Source organism: Nocardia sp. NPDC127526 (genome assembly GCF_042672265.1).
Classification (GTDB): domain Bacteria; phylum Actinomycetota; class Actinomycetes; order Mycobacteriales; family Mycobacteriaceae; genus Nocardia.
The window spans coordinates 20,151-36,741 of sequence record NZ_JBHXVO010000049.1 but is presented as its reverse complement, the minus strand read 5'-3'; the positions used below and the strand labels follow the sequence as shown (position 1 = coordinate 36,741).

General features: G+C 70.1%; 15 protein-coding genes and 1 pseudogene. 6 read left to right on the top strand and 10 right to left on the bottom strand.

All coding sequences use genetic code 11. From position 1 onward, the window contains the following. Together ACFVIV_RS37810 and ACFVIV_RS37805 are read left to right on the top strand one after the other, a co-directional pair. On the top strand, positions 1 to 540 hold a 540-nt coding region (locus tag ACFVIV_RS37810; RefSeq protein WP_379204940.1), incomplete at its 5' end, for a hypothetical protein. A 102-nt stretch (positions 541 to 642) separates the two neighbouring features. Further along, positions 643 to 2,013: pseudogene (locus ACFVIV_RS37805) on the top strand (ATP-binding protein); the annotation flags it as partial. Positions 2,014 to 2,292: 279 nt separating this feature from the next. On the opposite strand, the gene yidC reads toward ACFVIV_RS37805, so the two are convergent. The 3 genes from yidC to ACFVIV_RS37790 all read right to left on the bottom strand — a co-directional run bounded on the left by yidC (position 2,293) and on the right by ACFVIV_RS37790 (position 4,816). Further along, positions 2,293 to 3,066, bottom strand: coding sequence for a membrane protein insertase YidC (yidC, locus tag ACFVIV_RS37800; RefSeq protein ID WP_379204938.1), 774 nt, complete (start codon positions 3,064 to 3,066; stop codon positions 2,293 to 2,295). A 95-nt stretch (positions 3,067 to 3,161) separates the two neighbouring features. Then, positions 3,162 to 3,458, bottom strand: a complete 297-nt coding sequence (locus ACFVIV_RS37795; RefSeq protein ID WP_379204937.1) for a DUF6412 domain-containing protein — start codon at positions 3,456 to 3,458, stop codon at positions 3,162 to 3,164. A 59-nt stretch (positions 3,459 to 3,517) separates the two neighbouring features. Continuing rightward, complete coding sequence (locus ACFVIV_RS37790) at positions 3,518 to 4,816, bottom strand: serine/threonine-protein kinase (protein WP_379204935.1); 1,299 nt, start codon at positions 4,814 to 4,816, stop codon at positions 3,518 to 3,520. Positions 4,817 to 4,948: 132 nt separating this feature from the next. Here ACFVIV_RS37790 and ACFVIV_RS37785 point away from each other — a divergent pair, with 132 nt between their 5' ends. Further along, the gene (locus tag ACFVIV_RS37785; protein WP_379204934.1) at positions 4,949 to 6,052 is read left to right on the top strand and encodes a BTAD domain-containing putative transcriptional regulator; all 1,104 of its coding nucleotides are present in this window, start codon (positions 4,949 to 4,951) and stop codon (positions 6,050 to 6,052) included. Positions 6,053 to 6,061: 9 nt separating this feature from the next. Here the strand turns inward: ACFVIV_RS37785 and ACFVIV_RS37780 are convergent, their stop codons facing one another. The 3 genes from ACFVIV_RS37780 to ACFVIV_RS37770 form a co-directional block, all read right to left on the bottom strand. Beyond that, on the bottom strand, positions 6,062 to 6,460 hold the full coding sequence (locus ACFVIV_RS37780) for a peptidoglycan-binding protein (protein WP_379204932.1): 399 nt from the start codon (positions 6,458 to 6,460) through the stop codon (positions 6,062 to 6,064). Positions 6,461 to 6,589: 129 nt separating this feature from the next. After that, a complete protein-coding gene (locus ACFVIV_RS37775) occupies positions 6,590 to 6,877 on the bottom strand; it encodes a putative quinol monooxygenase (protein ID WP_379204931.1) in 288 nt (95 codons plus the stop codon). A gap of 49 nt (positions 6,878 to 6,926) precedes the next feature. Next, the gene (locus ACFVIV_RS37770) at positions 6,927 to 7,961 is read right to left on the bottom strand and encodes an aldo/keto reductase (protein ID WP_379204929.1); all 1,035 of its coding nucleotides are present in this window, start codon (positions 7,959 to 7,961) and stop codon (positions 6,927 to 6,929) included. Between the two features lie 165 nt (positions 7,962 to 8,126). Here ACFVIV_RS37770 and ACFVIV_RS37765 point away from each other — a divergent pair, with 165 nt between their 5' ends. Then, entirely contained in the window at positions 8,127 to 8,981 is an 855-nt protein-coding gene (locus tag ACFVIV_RS37765; RefSeq protein ID WP_379204927.1) for a helix-turn-helix transcriptional regulator, read from the top strand. Between the two features lie 30 nt (positions 8,982 to 9,011). Here the strand turns inward: ACFVIV_RS37765 and ACFVIV_RS37760 are convergent, their stop codons facing one another. The 4 genes from ACFVIV_RS37760 to ACFVIV_RS37745 form a co-directional block, all read right to left on the bottom strand. Continuing rightward, positions 9,012 to 9,617 (bottom strand): maleylpyruvate isomerase family mycothiol-dependent enzyme, encoded by a 606-nt coding sequence (locus ACFVIV_RS37760; RefSeq protein ID WP_379204925.1) that lies wholly within the window; start codon positions 9,615 to 9,617, stop codon positions 9,012 to 9,014. Between the two features lie 39 nt (positions 9,618 to 9,656). Beyond that, positions 9,657 to 10,499 carry a DMT family transporter gene (locus ACFVIV_RS37755; RefSeq protein ID WP_379204924.1) on the bottom strand — a complete coding sequence of 281 codons (843 nt, stop codon included), beginning with the start codon at positions 10,497 to 10,499 and terminating at the stop codon, positions 9,657 to 9,659. Positions 10,500 to 10,744: 245 nt separating this feature from the next. Next, on the bottom strand, positions 10,745 to 12,331 hold the full coding sequence (locus ACFVIV_RS37750) for a serine/threonine-protein kinase (RefSeq protein WP_379204922.1): 1,587 nt from the start codon (positions 12,329 to 12,331) through the stop codon (positions 10,745 to 10,747). Between the two features lie 196 nt (positions 12,332 to 12,527). Next, the gene (locus ACFVIV_RS37745) at positions 12,528 to 13,394 is read right to left on the bottom strand and encodes an arylamine N-acetyltransferase (RefSeq protein WP_379204920.1); all 867 of its coding nucleotides are present in this window, start codon (positions 13,392 to 13,394) and stop codon (positions 12,528 to 12,530) included. 190 nt (positions 13,395 to 13,584) lie between these two features. Here ACFVIV_RS37745 and ACFVIV_RS37740 point away from each other — a divergent pair, with 190 nt between their 5' ends. Continuing rightward, the gene (locus ACFVIV_RS37740; RefSeq protein ID WP_379204918.1) at positions 13,585 to 13,914 is read left to right on the top strand and encodes a type II toxin-antitoxin system Phd/YefM family antitoxin; all 330 of its coding nucleotides are present in this window, start codon (positions 13,585 to 13,587) and stop codon (positions 13,912 to 13,914) included. A gap of 179 nt (positions 13,915 to 14,093) precedes the next feature. Beyond that, positions 14,094 to 16,583, top strand: coding sequence for an FtsX-like permease family protein (locus ACFVIV_RS37735; RefSeq protein ID WP_379204916.1), 2,490 nt, complete (start codon positions 14,094 to 14,096; stop codon positions 16,581 to 16,583). Positions 16,584 to 16,591: the final 8 nt, after the last annotated feature.

Genomic DNA, 16,591 nt, shown 5'->3' with positions numbered 1-16,591 from the left:
GGCGGGGGGGGTTTGGTATTCGTGGGGGCATTGATGCGGATCGCCGCCCTGGCCGGCTGCTCCCGCGAGCCGGCCGCCGCCGGCGCGGCCCCGGATCCCGATACCGCCGACTGCACCGTCGGCAGCCGCAGCGTCGGCCGCCTGCAGAACACCTTCCGATCCCTGTCCGAGCAGCTCAACGGGATTGGACCGGCCTCCGAACGCGGTGACGTGGCCGAGGTCGGCCGCCGGGTGCGGGAGGCGGCGCGCCTGTCGGCCGCCATCGACGCCGAGTTCGACGCGGCGACCGATACCATGGATTCGCCCTTGTCGCGGCGGGCTTTCACCGCCGTCGCCGACGCCGGCTCCGCATTGCACGACGCCTTGACCCGGCTCGGTCAGGCCATCGACGGTGCCAGTCCCGCACCGGACACCGTCGACTCGGTACAGCAAGCACTGCACTCGCTCGAAACGTCGGTGGAGGGTATGCGGTTGTCCTGTTCCTCGGTGCTCGCCGAATCCACGATCGCTCCGCAGCCCGGCCCGGGCGTGCGGCGGTAGGGGGCGCCCTTGATCGACCCGGGCGCGACTCGACCTCCCCGCCAACCGGATTCGACCGGCGGGGCGGATCCGGGCGGCTGCGACGGCCGCGCCGCGTTCGCCGTGCGGCTGTCGGCGCTGTTCGCCGCCGCCGGCTCGCCGACGGTGAAATCGGTGATCCGCGCCGCCAATACCCGGATTCGCCCCGGCTGCACCCCGATCACCGCGCAGCGCATCAGCGATTGGCGCAATGGTCACCGCATCCCCGCCACCTTCGAATCGGTGCTGCCCGTGCTGGAAGTGCTGATTCAGCAGACCCGCGCCCGCCCGCCCGATCGGCGGCTCGATACCGCGCTGCTGGATCTGCCGCGCTGGCACGCGGAATGGCAGAGCTCCCGCGCGGTGCAGGAGCCGCGGGCCGATACCGGCCGGGCGCCCTATCGCGGGCTGTCGGCCTACCGCCCGGAGGACGCCGATCTGTTCTTCGGGCGCGGCGCGGCGCTGGCGCGGCTGCGGGATCTGGTCGAGGCGGCCGAATCCGGTCCCGGGCCGGCGCTGGTCCTGCTGCTCGGCGGGCGCGGGGTCGGCAAGTCCTCGCTGCTGGCGGCCGGGTTGCAGGCCGATCCGGGACCGCGGACGGCCGTGGCGGTGGTGCCCGGCGACGATCTCGACGCGGCCCTGGACGCCGCCGGGCCCGGGCCCCGGCTGCTGCTGGTGGATCGCGGCGAGTTCCTCTTCGCCCGCTGCGCGGCCGAGGTCGCGGAGGGGTTCCTGGCCCGGCTGGTGGAGCTGTCGGCGCCGACGGCCGAGCCGCGCACCACGGTCGTCTTGGCTTGTGACAGCGCCTATCTCACCGATCTGGCGAATCATCCGGCGCTGGAACCGCTGCGGAATCCGTCGCTGCTGCTGGAGCCGATGTCGGAAGCGGAGATGCGGGAGGCGATCACCCGGGCCGCGGCGGTGACCGGGGTGAAGATCGAGGACAGCCTGATCGAGGTGCTGCTGCGGGATCTGGCCAGCTTCGATCCGCACAATCCCATCCGCCTGCCCATCCTCTCCTATGTCCTCGCCACGACCTGGGAGAACCGGCGCGGCAACACCTTGACGCTGGAGGCGTACACCGAATCGGGCGGCGTGGCCGGGGCGGTCGGCAGGGGCTGCGAGACCCTCTGGTCCGCCATGAGCGACCGCGATCGGGTGGCGGCGCGGAATGTGCTGGTGAATCTGGTCTTCCTGGGACCGACCGCCGCCCAGCGCAATCGGCTGTCGCCGGAAACGCTGATTCTCGAGGCCGAGGATCCGGAGGCGACGGCGGCGGTCATCGCGTGGCTGACCAAGGTGCGCATCGTGGTGCGCCACCGCGACGATATCGAGCTGGTGAACGACGGACTGCTCACCGCCTGGCCGCGGATGACCGAATGGCTGGCCGAGGAACGGGAATTCGCGGCGGTGCGCCCCCGCATCGAGGCCGACGCCCGGGAGTGGGCGCGCCAGGGCCGGCCGCCGCGCCTGCTCTACCGCCGCACCCGGCTCGAGGATGCGATCGACTGGTTGCACCGCACCGGCACCTCCAACCGGCTGGCGCGAGAGTTCCTGTCCGAGTCCATGGTTCGGCAGCGCCGCCGCACCCTGCGCACACGGCTGTTCCAGGCCGCGATCGCCGCGCTCGTCGCGGTCGTCGTCCTGCTGGCCATCGCGGTGCTGACCGGATGGGTCCATGTGGCGCACGAGCGCGGTGGTACCGGGACGAGCGAGTTCATCGCCGCGGCGGAATCAGGGCACGGGCTCGGCTTCGCGCGCGTCCAGATGGCGGTAGACCAGATGCTGCTGCACGTAGGTCCAGGCGTTCTGGGTGACGAAGTAGAGCAGGATCGCCACCGGGAGCACCGCACCGGCGACCAGGACACCGGCCGGGAAGACCCACAGCGATAGCTTGTTCATCAGGTTCACCTGGGGGTTCGGCGCGACGGCCGTCTCCTGCTGGCGGGCGATGGAGAAGCGCGCGGTGAAGTGGGTCGCGATGGCCGCGATGATCATGAGCGGAATGGCCACGGCGGCAACGGAACCGAAGGCGTCACCGGCGGTGCCCAGGGTTTCGGCCAGCGGCGCGCCGAACAGTTTCGCCTGTAGGAAGGACTGCACCTGGTCCGGGGAGAACACGTAGTTGGCGGTGTCGGCGTTCTGGAACGAGCGCAGGACATGGAACAGGCCGATGAAGACGAGGGATTGGGCGACTATCGGCAGACAGCCGAGCAGCACATTGACGCCGTGCTCCTTCTGCAGCTTCGCGATCTCGGCGGCTTGGCGCTCACGGTCGCCCTTGTACTTGCGCTGAATCTCCCGAACCTGCGGCTGCATCTTGACCAGGCCGCGCTGGAAACGAACCTGGGCGAGGAACGGCCGCAGCAAGAGTGCGCGCAGGGTCATGACCAGGAAGATGATGGCCAGCACCCAGGCCAGTCCGCTGGCAGCGCCGAGTATCGACGCGAACGCCGTATGCCACAGCCAGAGCACGCCGGACACGGGGTAATAAATGAAATCGAGCACGGAAATGGGACCTCACTGCGAGGCACCCGCGACAGCGCGCGGGTGAAGTGAATCGGGGCGGACGTCTGCCCGACCGTGCCGTTATCCGGGCAGGGTCAGGCCGGAACGGCCCCGGGAGCTCGTGGGCGCGGACGCCCCGCAGTGTCGGGATTGCTCTGCCGCAGGAACGCGCCGCGCAGCCGGCGACCGGCCGATTCCGGCGGCCCGGAATTCGCGGTGACCAGCAGCAGCGGGCCGCGAGTGGCGAGCAGGGCGGCGGTCAGGGCGACAATGGCCGCGGCACCGAGCACGATGAGCGAATTGGGCTCGGCCGCAGCCATGAAGAGCACGGTCCATGCGGATACGACGAGCGCGCACACCAGCAGCGCCGTCGATTCAATCCGCGAGATCACGACGTAGAGCTTACCGGCCGCGACCGCACGGGCGGCTCGGGTACCGGATATCGCCGCGTTCAGCACCGCGACAAATCACCGGGGCACACCCGCATGATCGCCGAGAAGCGCTGCGGCCCCGCCCACACCATCCGGGTGAACTGGCCGTGTTCGCGGTGCGCGTCGTAGTAGTGGCCCGCGCTCACGACGCCGGTTCCCTCGTGCACGACGAACCCGCCGCCCACGAAGACACCGCCGTCCGGTTGGGACTCGTAATGGTCCTTCCACTCCAGGCGGGTGAATGCGGCGCCGGGCTCCCAGGTGTGCGTGAGCGGGTAGTAGTAGCCGTGGCGGGCCTTGTCGTCCGCGCCCTCGCGGAGGTACTCGGTGCACATGCTCACCGGCCCCCGGTCCGATTTCAGGTACGGCACCGGGCAGAACAGCGCCCGATCCCCGGGGATGGGCACCATCGCGAGCGGCACCCGGGCGACCGGTGCGATCGACCGCGGCCCCACCGTCGCCCACAGGATCACGGCGGTGATCACCGTCAGCGCGACGGCGCCGGTTCCCGCCAGGCGCAACGCCGCGGGCCTGCCGCGTCGCAACGCCGCGGCCGCCGCCGCCGCGAGCGCACCGCAACTCGGGTAGCGGTCGCCGGGATCGGCTGCGGTGGCCTTGGCGACGACCGCGCCCAGCCCCGGCGGCAGCCGCCGGGACGAGGACCCGGCGGCATCCGGTAACCGGCCGGTGAGCAGCTGGTAGAGGGTCACACCCAGGGCGTACACATCCGCGCGCGGGTCACCCGGTCCACCCGCCACGCGTTCGGGCGCGGCGTAGGCGGCGGTGAGCAGGACACCGTCCGCGGTGACGGTCGCCGCCGTGTCGGTGCTGCGGGCGATGCCGAAGTCACCGATCAGCACCCGGCCCTCAGTGCCGAGGAAGATATTGGCGGGCTTCACATCCCGGTGCACGATGCCGTGCGCGTGGGCGTGATCGAGTCCCTTGGCGGTCTCGGTCACGATATGCACGGCCCGGCGCGGCTCCAGCCCACGGCGCTCCCGCCGCAGCAGTGCCGCCACATCGCCGCCGGGCAGGAACCGCATCGAGACCCAGGCGACGCCCGCCTCGGTCACGCCGCGATCGTAGACGTCGACGATATTCGGATGATCCAGCCGCGCAACCAGTTCCGCTTCGCGGTCGAACCGGGCGCGGAATCCGGGATCCGGATCCTCCGGGCGCCGCAGCACCTTCAGCGCCACCTGCCGCGGCAGCCGCGGATGCCTGGCTTTGTACACCGTTCCCATGCCGCCGGACCCGAGCCGTTCGACAATGAGATGACCGGCGAATACCGTCCCGGGCACCAGATCCGAGCCGGACATCGCGCACCTCCGCAGGCAGCTCACTCAGCATTCTCACCCTGTTCCCTCGGTGCGGGTGCGAATTCCGGAGTGCCGGAGCGGTTTCGCTCTGTGCGATGCTGTATTCGTTCCGACCCGGAGTGGGTGTTGCGTGTGGCGGAACTGGATATTCGGCTGCTCGGTCCGGTGCGGCTGCTCGTGAACGGCCGTGCCGTGCCGGTGGGCGGGCCCAAACCCCAGACACTGCTGGCCGTATTGACCGTCAATCGGCGCGTCGGTGTGTCCTCCCGGGTGTTGATCGATGCGCTGTGGGATGGGGATCCACCCGGGAATCCGCAGGCCAGTGTGCACGGGTATGTGTGTGAGTTGCGCCGGGAACTGCGTGCCGCGGCCGGTGATGACACCGCGCTGCGCACGCTCCCCGGGAGCTGTTACGAGCTGCTGATCAGCGATGACCAGTGCGACGTGGGACGATTCGAGGCGGCGCGGACCGCGGGGCTGGCCGCGGCGGCGCGCGGTGACCACGCGGCGGCGGCCGAATCCTTCGGCATCGCCCTGACACAGTGGAGCGGCGAACCGGTCGCCGGGCTGCACGTCGGCTTCTCCGGCCGGTTCGCCACCGATATGGCCGAACGCCGGCTGGGCGTCGAACTGGCTCGCGCGGACGCGGAAACCGCCTGCGGCCGCGCGGATTCCGTGATCACCACGCTGACCGCGCTCACCGGCGTGTACCGGCTGCACGAAGGCTTGTGGCAGCGGCTCATGCGCGCCCTGTACGCGGCGGGCCGCCGGGGCGAGGCGCTCGACGCCTACCACCGGGTTCGGCGCAACCTGTGCGCGGAACTGGGTTTGGACCCGGACCCGGAAACCGATGCCCTCCGCGATGCCATCCTGCGCCGTGGACCGGCGCCCCCGCCGCGCGCCGCACCGGGCCGGACGGCGACGGCCGGACCCGATACGGCGCCGGTCGCGACGCTGCGACTGGACGACGGCCGCACGATCGAGGTGCCCACCCGGGGTCTGCGCATCGGCCGTGGCGCGGACAACGATCTGGTGCTCTCCGACATCCGGGTGAGCCGGACGCACGCCCGGGTGGTGGTGCGCCGGGCCGGCGTCGTGATCCACGATCTGGGCTCCGCTAACGGGATCTACGTCAACGGTGTCCAGATCCTTTCCAGCACGGTGCTTTCCGACGGCGACATCATCGGCGTCGGCAGCACCGAGCTCCGCTACGAGGGCACCGGCCGCTTCTGCTGATACGCGGCGTCAGTAGGTCGCGTGGTAGTCGCAATCGCCTCGGACCCCGCATTCCCGATCGATGAGTCCCCACGTGACGGGACCCACCTTTCCGTCCACGTCGTCCCCGCGCAGCCCTTTGGCGTGCTGGAACAGCTTGACATGGTCGCGTGTCTCCGGCCCGAATTTCCCGTCCACCGCGGTGCGGTAGTACGCGTGCAGGAACGACTGCACCGCCGCCACGCACCCGGCCTGGTTCTGCACACCCTGTACGAGAAGGGGTTTGAACGCCAGACACTGATTGATCGACGGTGCGGTCGCCGCGGTGGCCGCGGGTGCTCCGGCCACCGCACCGCCCGCCGCCAGCACGCTCAACGCGCACGCCGCCAGCAATCGCCTGCCGCGATACCGCCGTGTCCGATCAGCCATGGGAGTTTCTCCTTTTGCCCGGGGGCCACGGTCCGTGCGCCGCAGCCCGTTTCATCCGATCGGCACGACCGTATGGGCCGGATCTCGAGCTGCTCTTGGATGATTCTGGAACTCCACGGGCAAGCGGTTTCACTCCGCTACGAGCCGCCGGACGGTCATGGGCTCGGCGAGGATGCCGGCCAGCACGCCGACCACGTGGTGGAAATGCGGGGTGAGGAAGTGCTCGTCGAGCGCGGCCGCGCCGGTCCACTCCTCGACCAGCACCATGTGGGACGGATCGTTGGGGTTGGTGAAGGGCTGGTAGACGCGACAGCCCGGCTCGGCCAGCGAGGGCTCGATCATGGCCTCGAGTGCGGTGCGCAGGCGGTCCTCCTGACCGGCATGGGCGCGGAACTCGGCGACGACGTGCAGTGTCATGGGTGAATCTCCTTGGAGCGGAATTGATCTGACACTTTTCGCAGAGCCGTCACGGACGGGCGGGGCCGGTGCCCGCGCCGGTTGCCGTGATGGCGGTGGCGATCGCTTCCAGGTCGGCGGGGGTCAAGGTCAGGTCGGCGGCCGAGGCCCAGCCGTCGATCTGCGCCGGGGTACGGGCGCCGACAATGGCGCCGGTGATTCCGGGCCACGAATTCACCCACGCCAGCGCCACTTCGGCGACCGTGACGCCGTGCCGGGCCGCGATCGGGCGCAGGGCGTCGACCAGGGCCAGGTTGGCGGGCAGGCCGGTGGTGAAATCCGGGCTGGCCGCACGCCAGTCGTCGGCCGCGAGCACGCGGTCGGCGGTGAAGGCGCCGGTGAGCAGGCCCGACTGCAGCGGCGAGTAGGCGATGACGCCGGTGTTGTGCGCGTGCGCCCAGGCGATCTCGGGGGCGGCGGAGCGGTTGATGGCGGAGAAGGGCGGCTGGACGGCGTCGACATGGGCGACGGCTTCGGCCCGATCCAGTTCGGCGGCACTGTGATTGGACAGGCCGATGGCGCGGACCTTGCCTTCCTTCTTCAGGTCGGCCATGACCTGCCAGTACTCCTCCAGCGGGGTCGGGGTGGCGACGCCCTCGCCTTCGCCGCCGTAGACGAAGACCGCGCCGGTGTCGGGCCAGTGCACCTGGTACAGGTCGATTTGGTCGACGCGCAGGCGGCGCAGGGAGTCCTCGAGTTCGCGGCGGACCACATCGGGGCGCATGATGCGGCGCGGCGGGCCGGAGCGGTCGTCGCCCTCTTCCCAGATCAAGCCGGTCTTGGTGAACAGGTACGGCCGCTCCGATTCGGGGATGTCGGCCAGGGCCCGGCCGACGAGGGTTTCCGCGTGGCCGAGGCCGTAGGCGGGGGCGGTGTCGAGCCAGTTGATGCCGCGGCCGATCGCGTGCCGGATGGCGGCGATGGAGTCGGCGTCCTCGGTGGCTCCCCACGAGTACTCCCAGCCGGAGCCGGCGATCACCCAGGTGCCGAAGCCGAGCGGGGTGATGTCCATGCCGGTGTCGCCGAGGGGACGGGTAGTGGTCATTCGTATCTCCTGTAGGGAAATCTCGCCCGGCTGCAAGCCGCGCCGCCGGATCGGTTCCGGCTGTGACCACTACTTTCGTCGTCGGCAAGGGGTGTAAACAGTGCCGCGCGAGCCTGGGCACGGCATGACCAGGCTCCGGTTTCCGCGCCCCTGGATACTGGTCGCATGACCTTGGACCGTCGTGCCGAACTCGGCGAATTCCTGCGCTCCCGCCGCGCCCGGCTGCGCCCCGAGGAGGTAGGCCTGGTGGACCACACCGCGCGCCGCCGGGTTCCCGGGCTGCGCCGCGAGGAGCTGGCGCTGCTGGCCGGGGTCAGCGTGGACCACTATGTGCGCCTGGAACAGGGCCGCACCCTGCACTTTTCGGAGTCGGTACTGGATGCGGTGGCGCGGGCGCTGCGGCTGAACCAGGTGGAACGCGATCACCTGTATCGGCTCGCGCGGCCCTGGGACGGTGAGGAGCCGCCCGCGAAGCAGCAGGTGCGGCCGGGCTTGCGGCGGCTCCTGGACTCGGCCGCCGACGTTCCCGCCTACATCGTCGGCCGCGGCACCAACGTGCTGGCGTGGAACCGCCTGGCGGCCGCCCTGATCACGGATTTCGGCGCGCTGCCGCCGCGGGAGCGCAATCTGGCGCGGTTGGTCTTCCTCGACGAGGGCATGCGCGAGCTGTACGAGGATTGGCCCGCCAAGGCTTCGGATGTGGTGGCCTATCTGCGGCTCGATGCGACCCGCAATCCCGGCGATCCGGATATCGCGGACCTCATCGAGAATCTGTCCGAGTCCGCGGAATTCCGCGCGCTGTGGGAGCGCCACGAACTCAAGGACAAGACCCACGGCCGCTACGTGTACCTGCATCCGGTGGTCGGCCGCCTCGATCTCGGCTTCGAAACCCTGCGTCTCCCGGACGATCCCGATCAAGGACTGGTCGCCCACACGGTGGAACCGGACTCCCCCAGCGCCGCGGCGCTGCAACTGCTGTCGGGGCTGGCCGCCGAGGCCGCGCCCGTGACCGGCCGCTGAGCCGGAGGCCGGCGGCGGGCCCGCACGAGATCAGCGTTTGCAGCGCTCCCGGACGAGTGCGACGCCGTCACCCTCGAGATCGTCCACGGCGACGCCGCGGCCGACCATGGCGAGCGCCAGGGCCTCCCCCGGCCCGCGCACGACGGGACCGGTCCCCTTGGCCCAGTCGACATCGGTGGCCTCCCAGCGCAGGCCCTTCATATAGCGGCCCGGCGCGGCGAACGGATCCGGGTTGCCGAGCACGTGCACCAGGCGTTCCTCGGGCACCTTGCGTTCCAGACCCAGCGGTCGCCGGATGTCCTGCTGGTGCACGAACGTATCGGACAGCGCCAGGCCCGGGGACAGCTTGGCGAACCAACCGAACCGACCGTCCAGCCGCTTCACCAGTTCCGCGGTGGGCAGCTGCCGGAACCGCTCGACGAGAGCGGCATTGACGCGGTTCACGGAAAACCGGTTGCGCAACCCGAGCAAACCGTAGCTGGACAGCGAGACGGTATCGGTCTGCAAGTGGCACACCACATCCCGGACCGTCCAGCCCGTGCACAACGACGGCGTTTCCCATTGATCCGGGGACAGCGAACGAAGCAGTTCGACCAGCTCCCCGCGCTCGCTTTCGAGCATCTGGCGGACGTTCATAACGAAAGGCTAACCACCGCAACTGCATTGCGATAGAGGTCACGCTTCGGCCTGCACCCGGGACAGACGGACAGTGGCGGCGCACATCACGATCACGGTCAGCCCCACCACGACGAGCCCGAAACCTCCTGTGCGCAGGCGTTCCTCGAGCACCGTGAGGCCGATGAAGGCCGCGGCGAGGGGTTCGGCGATGGTGACGGCGGGCAGTGAGGCCGCGAGCGGTCCCGCCTGAAATGCCCGCTGCTGCAAGTACACCCCGGTGATTCCCGACGCCACCAGCGCCCAGGTCTGCCAGCTGCCGAGCACCTGCCCGATGCCGTGCTCGAACAGCCCGGTGACATAGACGGTCAGCGCGGCGGCGAGACCGTACAGCGCGCCGCCCGCGGCGCCGAACAGCAGGGCCCGCCGGGCCGGATCACCGCTCGCGCCCCCGGCCACCACCGCCGCGCCGACCAGCCCCAGCAGAACTGCCAAGGGGACTATCCACTCCGCGAGGGGCGCAGTGGAATTCCCCTCGGTCGGATTGCCGACGATCAGGAAGCACGCCAGCGCCGCGACCAAGGCCAGCGCGACCACCCAGGTCCGCGCCGCGATCCTGCGCCGATTGACGCGCGCCGCCAAGGGCAGCGCGAAAACCAGCGCACTCACCAGAATCGGCTGCACCAACAGCACCGCCCCCAGGGCGAGCGCGGCAACCTGCAACCCATACCCCGCCACGTCCCCGCCGACCCCCGCCCACCAACGCGGATTGCGCAGCAGTTCGCGAACCAGCGACTCCCCCGCGCCCACCCCCGCCGCCGTATGCTGCTGGGCGACCGCCGCCACCGCGAAACACAGCGCGGCGAGCAGCGCACAGACAATCGCGCCCAGCTGATGGTTCATCCGGCCAGTCTGCCCCGCAGGTTGCCGCCCGCCGCACCGACCCGGCACCGGCGAGTCGCGCTGCTTGCACTCGCGACGCACAGCACACACCCGCAGACGCGGCCCACACCTGCAACCGGCGATCTGGACTCGTGACGACCGCATGAACACGGACGGCTCGCAGCGAAGTCCCGCTGACAAGGCTGCGCCGCACCGGATTCCGGCGCGGCGCAGGGTTGTTGCTCGACAGTCGCGGGAGGAGAGGACTACTTGGTGTCGCTGTCGATCAGGATACCGCTGCCGGTGTCGACCACGCGCAGTTCCACCGACTTGTTCTTGCTGCCGTAGGTCACGCTGGCGACCGCCATGTCCACCGAACCGTCGGAGTTCTGGCTGTCGTTGCCGCGCGCACCGCTGATCTCGGAGTACCGGGTGACCCGGTTCGAGGTCCAGTAGCTGGTGAAGGCCTGCTGATTCCCGTACACCTGCTGGGCGGCGGGCGTCAGTTGCGACCAGGCCTCGGAGAAGTTCAGGTAGACGAGTCCGTCATAGAACTTCTGAATCACGTCGGCGGCTTCCATGACGCCGATCTGGCCGGCGCTCTTGGTTTGCCCCAGCGCGGCGGAGCCCGCCTTGGTGGTCGAGGAGGTGGATTCGCGGGTGGCCGAGACGCTGCCCGAATCGGTGCCCGTATTGTCCGAGCCGCCGGAGCTGAGCACGCCGAAGACGACCGCTCCCGCCACGACGATGGCCGCGACCAGCGCCGCCACCAGGATCTTCTTCTTCGACTTGGGCTCTTCGTGATACGGCCCGGGCGTGGCCTGGGTCGGCGGCCCGGCCGAGATCGGCGGCTGCGGCGGCGGGGTCGCCAGCAGCGCCGCCTGGCTCATGGCGCCGGTGGGCAGGTCCACATTCGCGGCGCGGCGATCCATTTGCCGGGTGACCGGGCGCGGCGCCTGCCGCGGCGGGCGCGGGGTGGCCGGTTCGGCGGGCCGCTCCTGCACTCCGCCGCGCCGGGAGGCCAGCACGCGGGTGGCGGCGGCATCCGGCCCGACCTCGGCGAACTCCGCCATGATGTCGCGCACCTCGAGCATGCTCGGCCGGTCCTCCGGCTCGAAGCTGAGCAGGCTCAGCAGCAGCTCGCCGAGCGGTCCGGCATTGCGCGGCTCACCGATCTGACCATTGGCGGCGGCATACAGCAGCGCCAGCGGATTCGGGTTGGTGCCGTAGGGCGGTTCGCCTTCGAGCGCGTGGAACAGCGTCGCGCCGAGGGAGAAGACGTCCGCGGCCGGCGACGGCTCCGCGCCGCGGGCCACCTCGGGGGCGAGGTAGGCGGCGGTGCCGGAGATCAATCCGGTGGCGGTGAGGGTCACGTCGCCCTTGGCCTTGGAGATGCCGAAGTCGGTGATCTTCACGGCGCCGTTGTCGCCGAGCAGAATATTGCCCGGCTTCACATCGCGGTGCACGATGCCGGCGCGGTGCGCGGCGATGAGCGCCGACGCGACCTGCTCACCGATGCGCGCGACCTGCGGCAGCGGCAGCGTGCCCTGCGAGGACAGCACCACGGCGAGGCTCTGCGACGGCAGATATTCCATGACCAGGCACGGGTCGCCCTCGTGCTCGGTGATGTCGAATACGACGATGGCATTGGGATGCTGGAAGCGGGCGGCATTGCGGGCTTCCCGCGCGGCGCGCTGCCGCACGATGTCCTTGTCGGCAGGCGACAGGCTCGGCTGGGTGATGATCTGTTTGATCGCCACCGAGCGTTCCAGCCGTTCGTCGACGGCCCGCCAGACGACACCTGTGCCGCCGCTACCAATCCGTTCGACCAGGCGGTAATGCCCTGCGATCACTTGGCCGGTTTCGATGGCACTACTCCGAAGTTCTCCGAGACGACTGTGACGAGGCGGTTGCCCGCTTGTTTCCCCGCACGAGTGTAGCGGGCGTTGCGCGTCGCGCCGACGTCAGCGTGAGATATGAGCGAGATCTCGGTGAGATCTTCGCCGCATTCACGTGACGTCGGCGTGACAGTATTCAGGTATCCGCAGGTCAGCGCGTCGAGGCCCAATCCGCCCGAGTGAGGATCGCCGCATCGGCGGCGTCGAGTTCGATGTCGAACACTTCCTCGAGAACCTTCGGCAGTTCGGCCGGTTCCAACTCCCGGGTCTCGGCGGCGCCGTCCGGGCGCACGGTGGTCCAGGTGGTGCCGTCGATGACGTGGTGCGCGTCCGGATGGAAGCGCTGCACGAACGGGCGCGCGGTGAACGGCGACCGCGGCGAGGTGGAGACGAAGTGGTTGCCCACCGCGAAGTCGATCCGGTACTGCGGGTTCATGGTGAAGGTGTGCCGGGAGATCCAGCCCTCCGGGCCGAACTGGTGCAGGGTCCACAGTTCGCTGTCCAGCGCACCGATGCCGCGTTCCAGGCGGTAACGCCATGCGCCGAGGGCGAATTCGCCGCGATCGGGGGTGAGTTCGACGGGTCCGAGCGGACCCGAGCCGAAGCCGACGTCGGCCAGCCAGTCGCGGTCGTCGTCGGCCGGGCTGACGCGCAGCAGGGCGTGGGTGGCGGGGCGCAGGGCGGTGGCTCCCATGGTGACGCGCCCGGACAGGGCCGTGAACTCGAAGCCGAGCCGTTCGAGGGCGGCGGCGAACAGGCCGACGTTCTCGTAGCAGTAGCCGCCGCGGCGCCGCCGGATCATCTTGTCCTGCAAGGTCTCGACATCGAGGGGGATGCCGCGGCCGAAGATGATCTCCAGATTCTCGAACGGCATGCTGGTGGTGTGCGCGTAGATGAGCCCGCGCAGCGTTTCCAGGGTGGGCGTGCGCTCGCCGGTATAGCCGATGCGCGCCAGATACGCGTCCAGATCCAATTCCGCACCGTTCCACGTGTAGGTCGGATCCACCGGCGTGTTCATCACTGCCTCCCTGTTGTACCGGGCCCCTCATCGGGCCCCTGACCCCTCGACCAACCGTAATACTCCTTGACCTGTTCCCGGTCCGCGCAGGGCGGTCGAGCAGTGTCACGCCGCCGACCGCACGGATCGCGGCAGCTTTGGTGTGGCACATCCGTATCAGCCCCGCAGTCACGGCCGATAGGATCAAAAGATGGGCACGCCCGCCGAGCCGTCTGAGATCTCGCAGCGTGAACTTCGCGGCGAGGCCAGCCGAATCTTGCGCGAGGTGCGCACCCGACGGTCCTACACGGTCACGGTAGACGGCACCGCAGTTGCCGATTTAGTGCCGCACCCTCACGCCCGACGGCGTATGGCGGCGCCTCGTGACGACGTAATCGCCACGTTCACGGGGATTTCGGGCGGCGCCGAGGACAACGACTTCGTCGACGACTCGTTGTACGACCCGTACGACCGCGCCCACCGTCGTGGCGAGTTCGCGCCGGGAACGGGCTGCCTGCCGGGATCCTCACCAGTTCGATGACGATGGCCGAACTCGCCGCACGACCGTTCCCCGCGGAGCGGGCCCGGCGTACGGCCATGTCGTCGCAGCAGCAACAACTCTCGTGAGAACCACCCCGGATCGCTGTGTCCCGTCCTCGTCGAGACCAACGCTGCGGTCCGTCGTGGACAGCGCTGTCTGGGCCAGACTACGGTCGATCCATGATCGCGCTGCTGGATCGGCTGCGGCTGTTCAATATTCGTGAGTTCGCGACGCACTGGGGGCGGACCGCGGCGTCGGTGTTCGTGATGGCGGTGTCGTCGGCGTTCCTGGTGGCGGTGGTCGGGATCTCCGGATCGCTGACCGGGTCGGTCGAGCGGCTCGCCACCGGGCTCGCGGGCGATGCGGCGCTGGAGGTTTCCGGCGTCACCGATGCCGGGTTCCCGCAGGAGGTGCGGGCCGATGTGGCGCGGGTGCCGGGGGTCACGGCGGCGGTGCCGATGCTGCGCGCGACGGTGGGCCAGGATGCGAATCGGCTGCTGGTGCTGGGGGTGGACGCGTCCAGTGCCGCGCTGGACAGCGATCTGCAGGGCGCGGTGCAGGGTGAGCAGCTGGCGGCGCTGCTGAGTACGCCCAATGGCGTGCTCGCCGGTCCGGCGGCGGGTTATGCGAAAGATGATTCGCTGCAGGTGGGTTCGAGCCGCGTCACCGTCGCGGCCGTGCTCGCGGGTGAGGAGTTGGCGCGGCTCAATGGCGGCCACTATCTCGTGGCTCCGCTGCCCTTGGCGCAGAAGATCACCGGTCGGCTCGGGCAGCTCGATTCCGTGCTGGTCATGACCGATTCGAATATCGATGCGGCGCAGGTGAGTTCGGCCGTCGTCGCGGCCGTGGCCGGGCGGGCGCTGGTGGGCGAGCCGGCCATGCGGGCGGCGCAGACCGGCAATGGCATTGTCATGCTGCGGTTCATGGCCGCCCAGGGTGCGGCCATCGCCTTCGTGGTGGCGGCGTTCCTCATCTACAACACCATGAGCATGGCCCTGGCCGGGCGGCGGCCGGTGATCTCCATGCTGCGCGCCATCGGCGGGCGCAGGCAGACGATCGTGCGCGATGTGCTGGCGGAGGCGGCGGTGCTCGGGGTGGTCGGCGGGCTGCTGGGCGCACCGCTGGGCGTGCTGGCCGGGAGGTACGCGATCAGTTTGCTGCCCGGGGCGTTCACGCAGGTGCTCGAGGCGCGCATGGAATACCTGTTGCCCTGGTACGCGATTCCGGCGGCGGTGGCGGCTGCCGTGCTGACCAGTCTCGCAGCCTCGGCGGTGGCGGCCCGGCAGGTGTATCGGGTGGCTCCGGTGGAGGCGCTGGCCCCGGTCGGGGGTTCGCAGGCCGATGCACTGCCGCGCCGGTTGCTGATCATCGCGGGCGTGCTCGGCGTGCTGCTCGCGGGGCTGGCGGTGCTGGTCACGCGGGCGAATCTCGGGCTGTTCGCCTCGGCCGCACTGGGTGTCGCGTTCGCCGCGGAGATCGCGCTGGCCTTCGCGCTGACCGGTCCGATCGTGCGGCTCGCCGGATCGCTGGCGCGGCGGCTGGGGCCCGCGGGCGTGCTCGCCGGGGTGAATATCGATCGGGCGCCGCGCCGGGTGTGGGCGACGCTGATCACCGTGACCATCGCCGTCGCCATGACGGTGACCATTACCGGGGCCAATGCCGACGCGGTGCGTTCGGCGCGTGACACTTTCGCCTCCATCGGCGACAACGACGTCTGGGTGAGCGTCACTCCCGAGGACGCGGTGCCGACGCCGCTGCTCCCGGAGGGTTTGGCGGACAAGGTCGCAGCCGTGCCCGGCGTGGGCCGGGTGGTCCAGGGACAGCTGGCGTTCGCCTCGTTCGGCGGCACGAAAGCCCTTGTCTACGGGGTCGAACCGGACAGCAACTATGCGATGTCGCACGGGCTCGACACGCAGACACAGCGGCGGCTGCTGGCGGGCGAGGGTGTGGTGCTGTCTCGCGATCTGGCTCGCACACTGGGGGTTTCGGCCGGGGACGAGCTCGCGGTGCAGACGCCCAGCGGCGAGCAGCGCACCCGGGTGCTGGATACGGTGTCCTACTTCTCCGCGCTCACCGGCACCGCGTCCATCAGCCTGACGCTCATGCGGGATTGGTTCGACCGGCCCGGCGCCACCACCTTGCAGGTCGATGCCGCACCGGGCACCGATCCGAGCGAATTGCTCGCGGCCGTACGGGAAGTCGTGCCCCCGGAGATCCACGTGTACTCCGGGCCGGCGGCGCTCGACGGCGTCGGCAAGGCCATGCAGCAGGGCCTGGTGCTGTCCCGCATCATGCTGGTGATCGTCGCCCTCATCGCCGCCATGGCGCTGCTCAACACGCTGACGCTGGCGCTGCTGGAACGCCGTCGCGAGCTGGGCATTCTGCGCGCGGTCGGTTCGAGCCGCCGGTTCGCTTTGCGCATGGTGCTGGCCGAGGCCGCCGCCATCGGCGTGGTCGGGGCCGGGCTCGGCGTCGCGTTCGGGCTCACCAATCAGTTCCTGTATTCACTGCTCGCCACCGACCTGATGGGCATCGACGTCACCTTCCGCCCGGGGCCGCTGCTGGCCGTATTCAGCGCCGGCGCACTGGCTTTGAGCCTGCTGGGCGCGATTCCACCGGCGTTGCGGGCGGCGAGATTGAACATCGTGGACGCGGTCAGCGCCGAATAGATCCGCAA

Bases quoted from the DNA above. Each gene is read 5' to 3' on its own strand.
- ACFVIV_RS37740 (WP_379204918.1), top strand. From the start codon at position 13,585: ATGGGCACGCCCGCCGAGCCGTCTGAGATCTCGCAGCGTGAACTTCGC.
- ACFVIV_RS37765 (WP_379204927.1), top strand. From the start codon at position 8,127: ATGACCTTGGACCGTCGTGCCGAACTCGGCGAATTCCTGCGCTCCCGC.
- ACFVIV_RS37735 (WP_379204916.1), top strand. From the start codon at position 14,094: ATGATCGCGCTGCTGGATCGGCTGCGGCTGTTCAATATTCGTGAGTTC.
- ACFVIV_RS37760 (WP_379204925.1), bottom strand. From the start codon at position 9,617: ATGAACGTCCGCCAGATGCTCGAAAGCGAGCGCGGGGAGCTGGTCGAA.
- ACFVIV_RS37755 (WP_379204924.1), bottom strand. From the start codon at position 10,499: ATGAACCATCAGCTGGGCGCGATTGTCTGTGCGCTGCTCGCCGCGCTG.
- ACFVIV_RS37780 (WP_379204932.1), bottom strand. From the start codon at position 6,460: ATGGCTGATCGGACACGGCGGTATCGCGGCAGGCGATTGCTGGCGGCG.
- ACFVIV_RS37745 (WP_379204920.1), bottom strand. From the start codon at position 13,394: ATGAACACGCCGGTGGATCCGACCTACACGTGGAACGGTGCGGAATTG.
- ACFVIV_RS37770 (WP_379204929.1), bottom strand. From the start codon at position 7,961: ATGACCACTACCCGTCCCCTCGGCGACACCGGCATGGACATCACCCCG.
- ACFVIV_RS37790 (WP_379204935.1), bottom strand. From the start codon at position 4,816: ATGTCCGGCTCGGATCTGGTGCCCGGGACGGTATTCGCCGGTCATCTC.
- ACFVIV_RS37775 (WP_379204931.1), bottom strand. From the start codon at position 6,877: ATGACACTGCACGTCGTCGCCGAGTTCCGCGCCCATGCCGGTCAGGAG.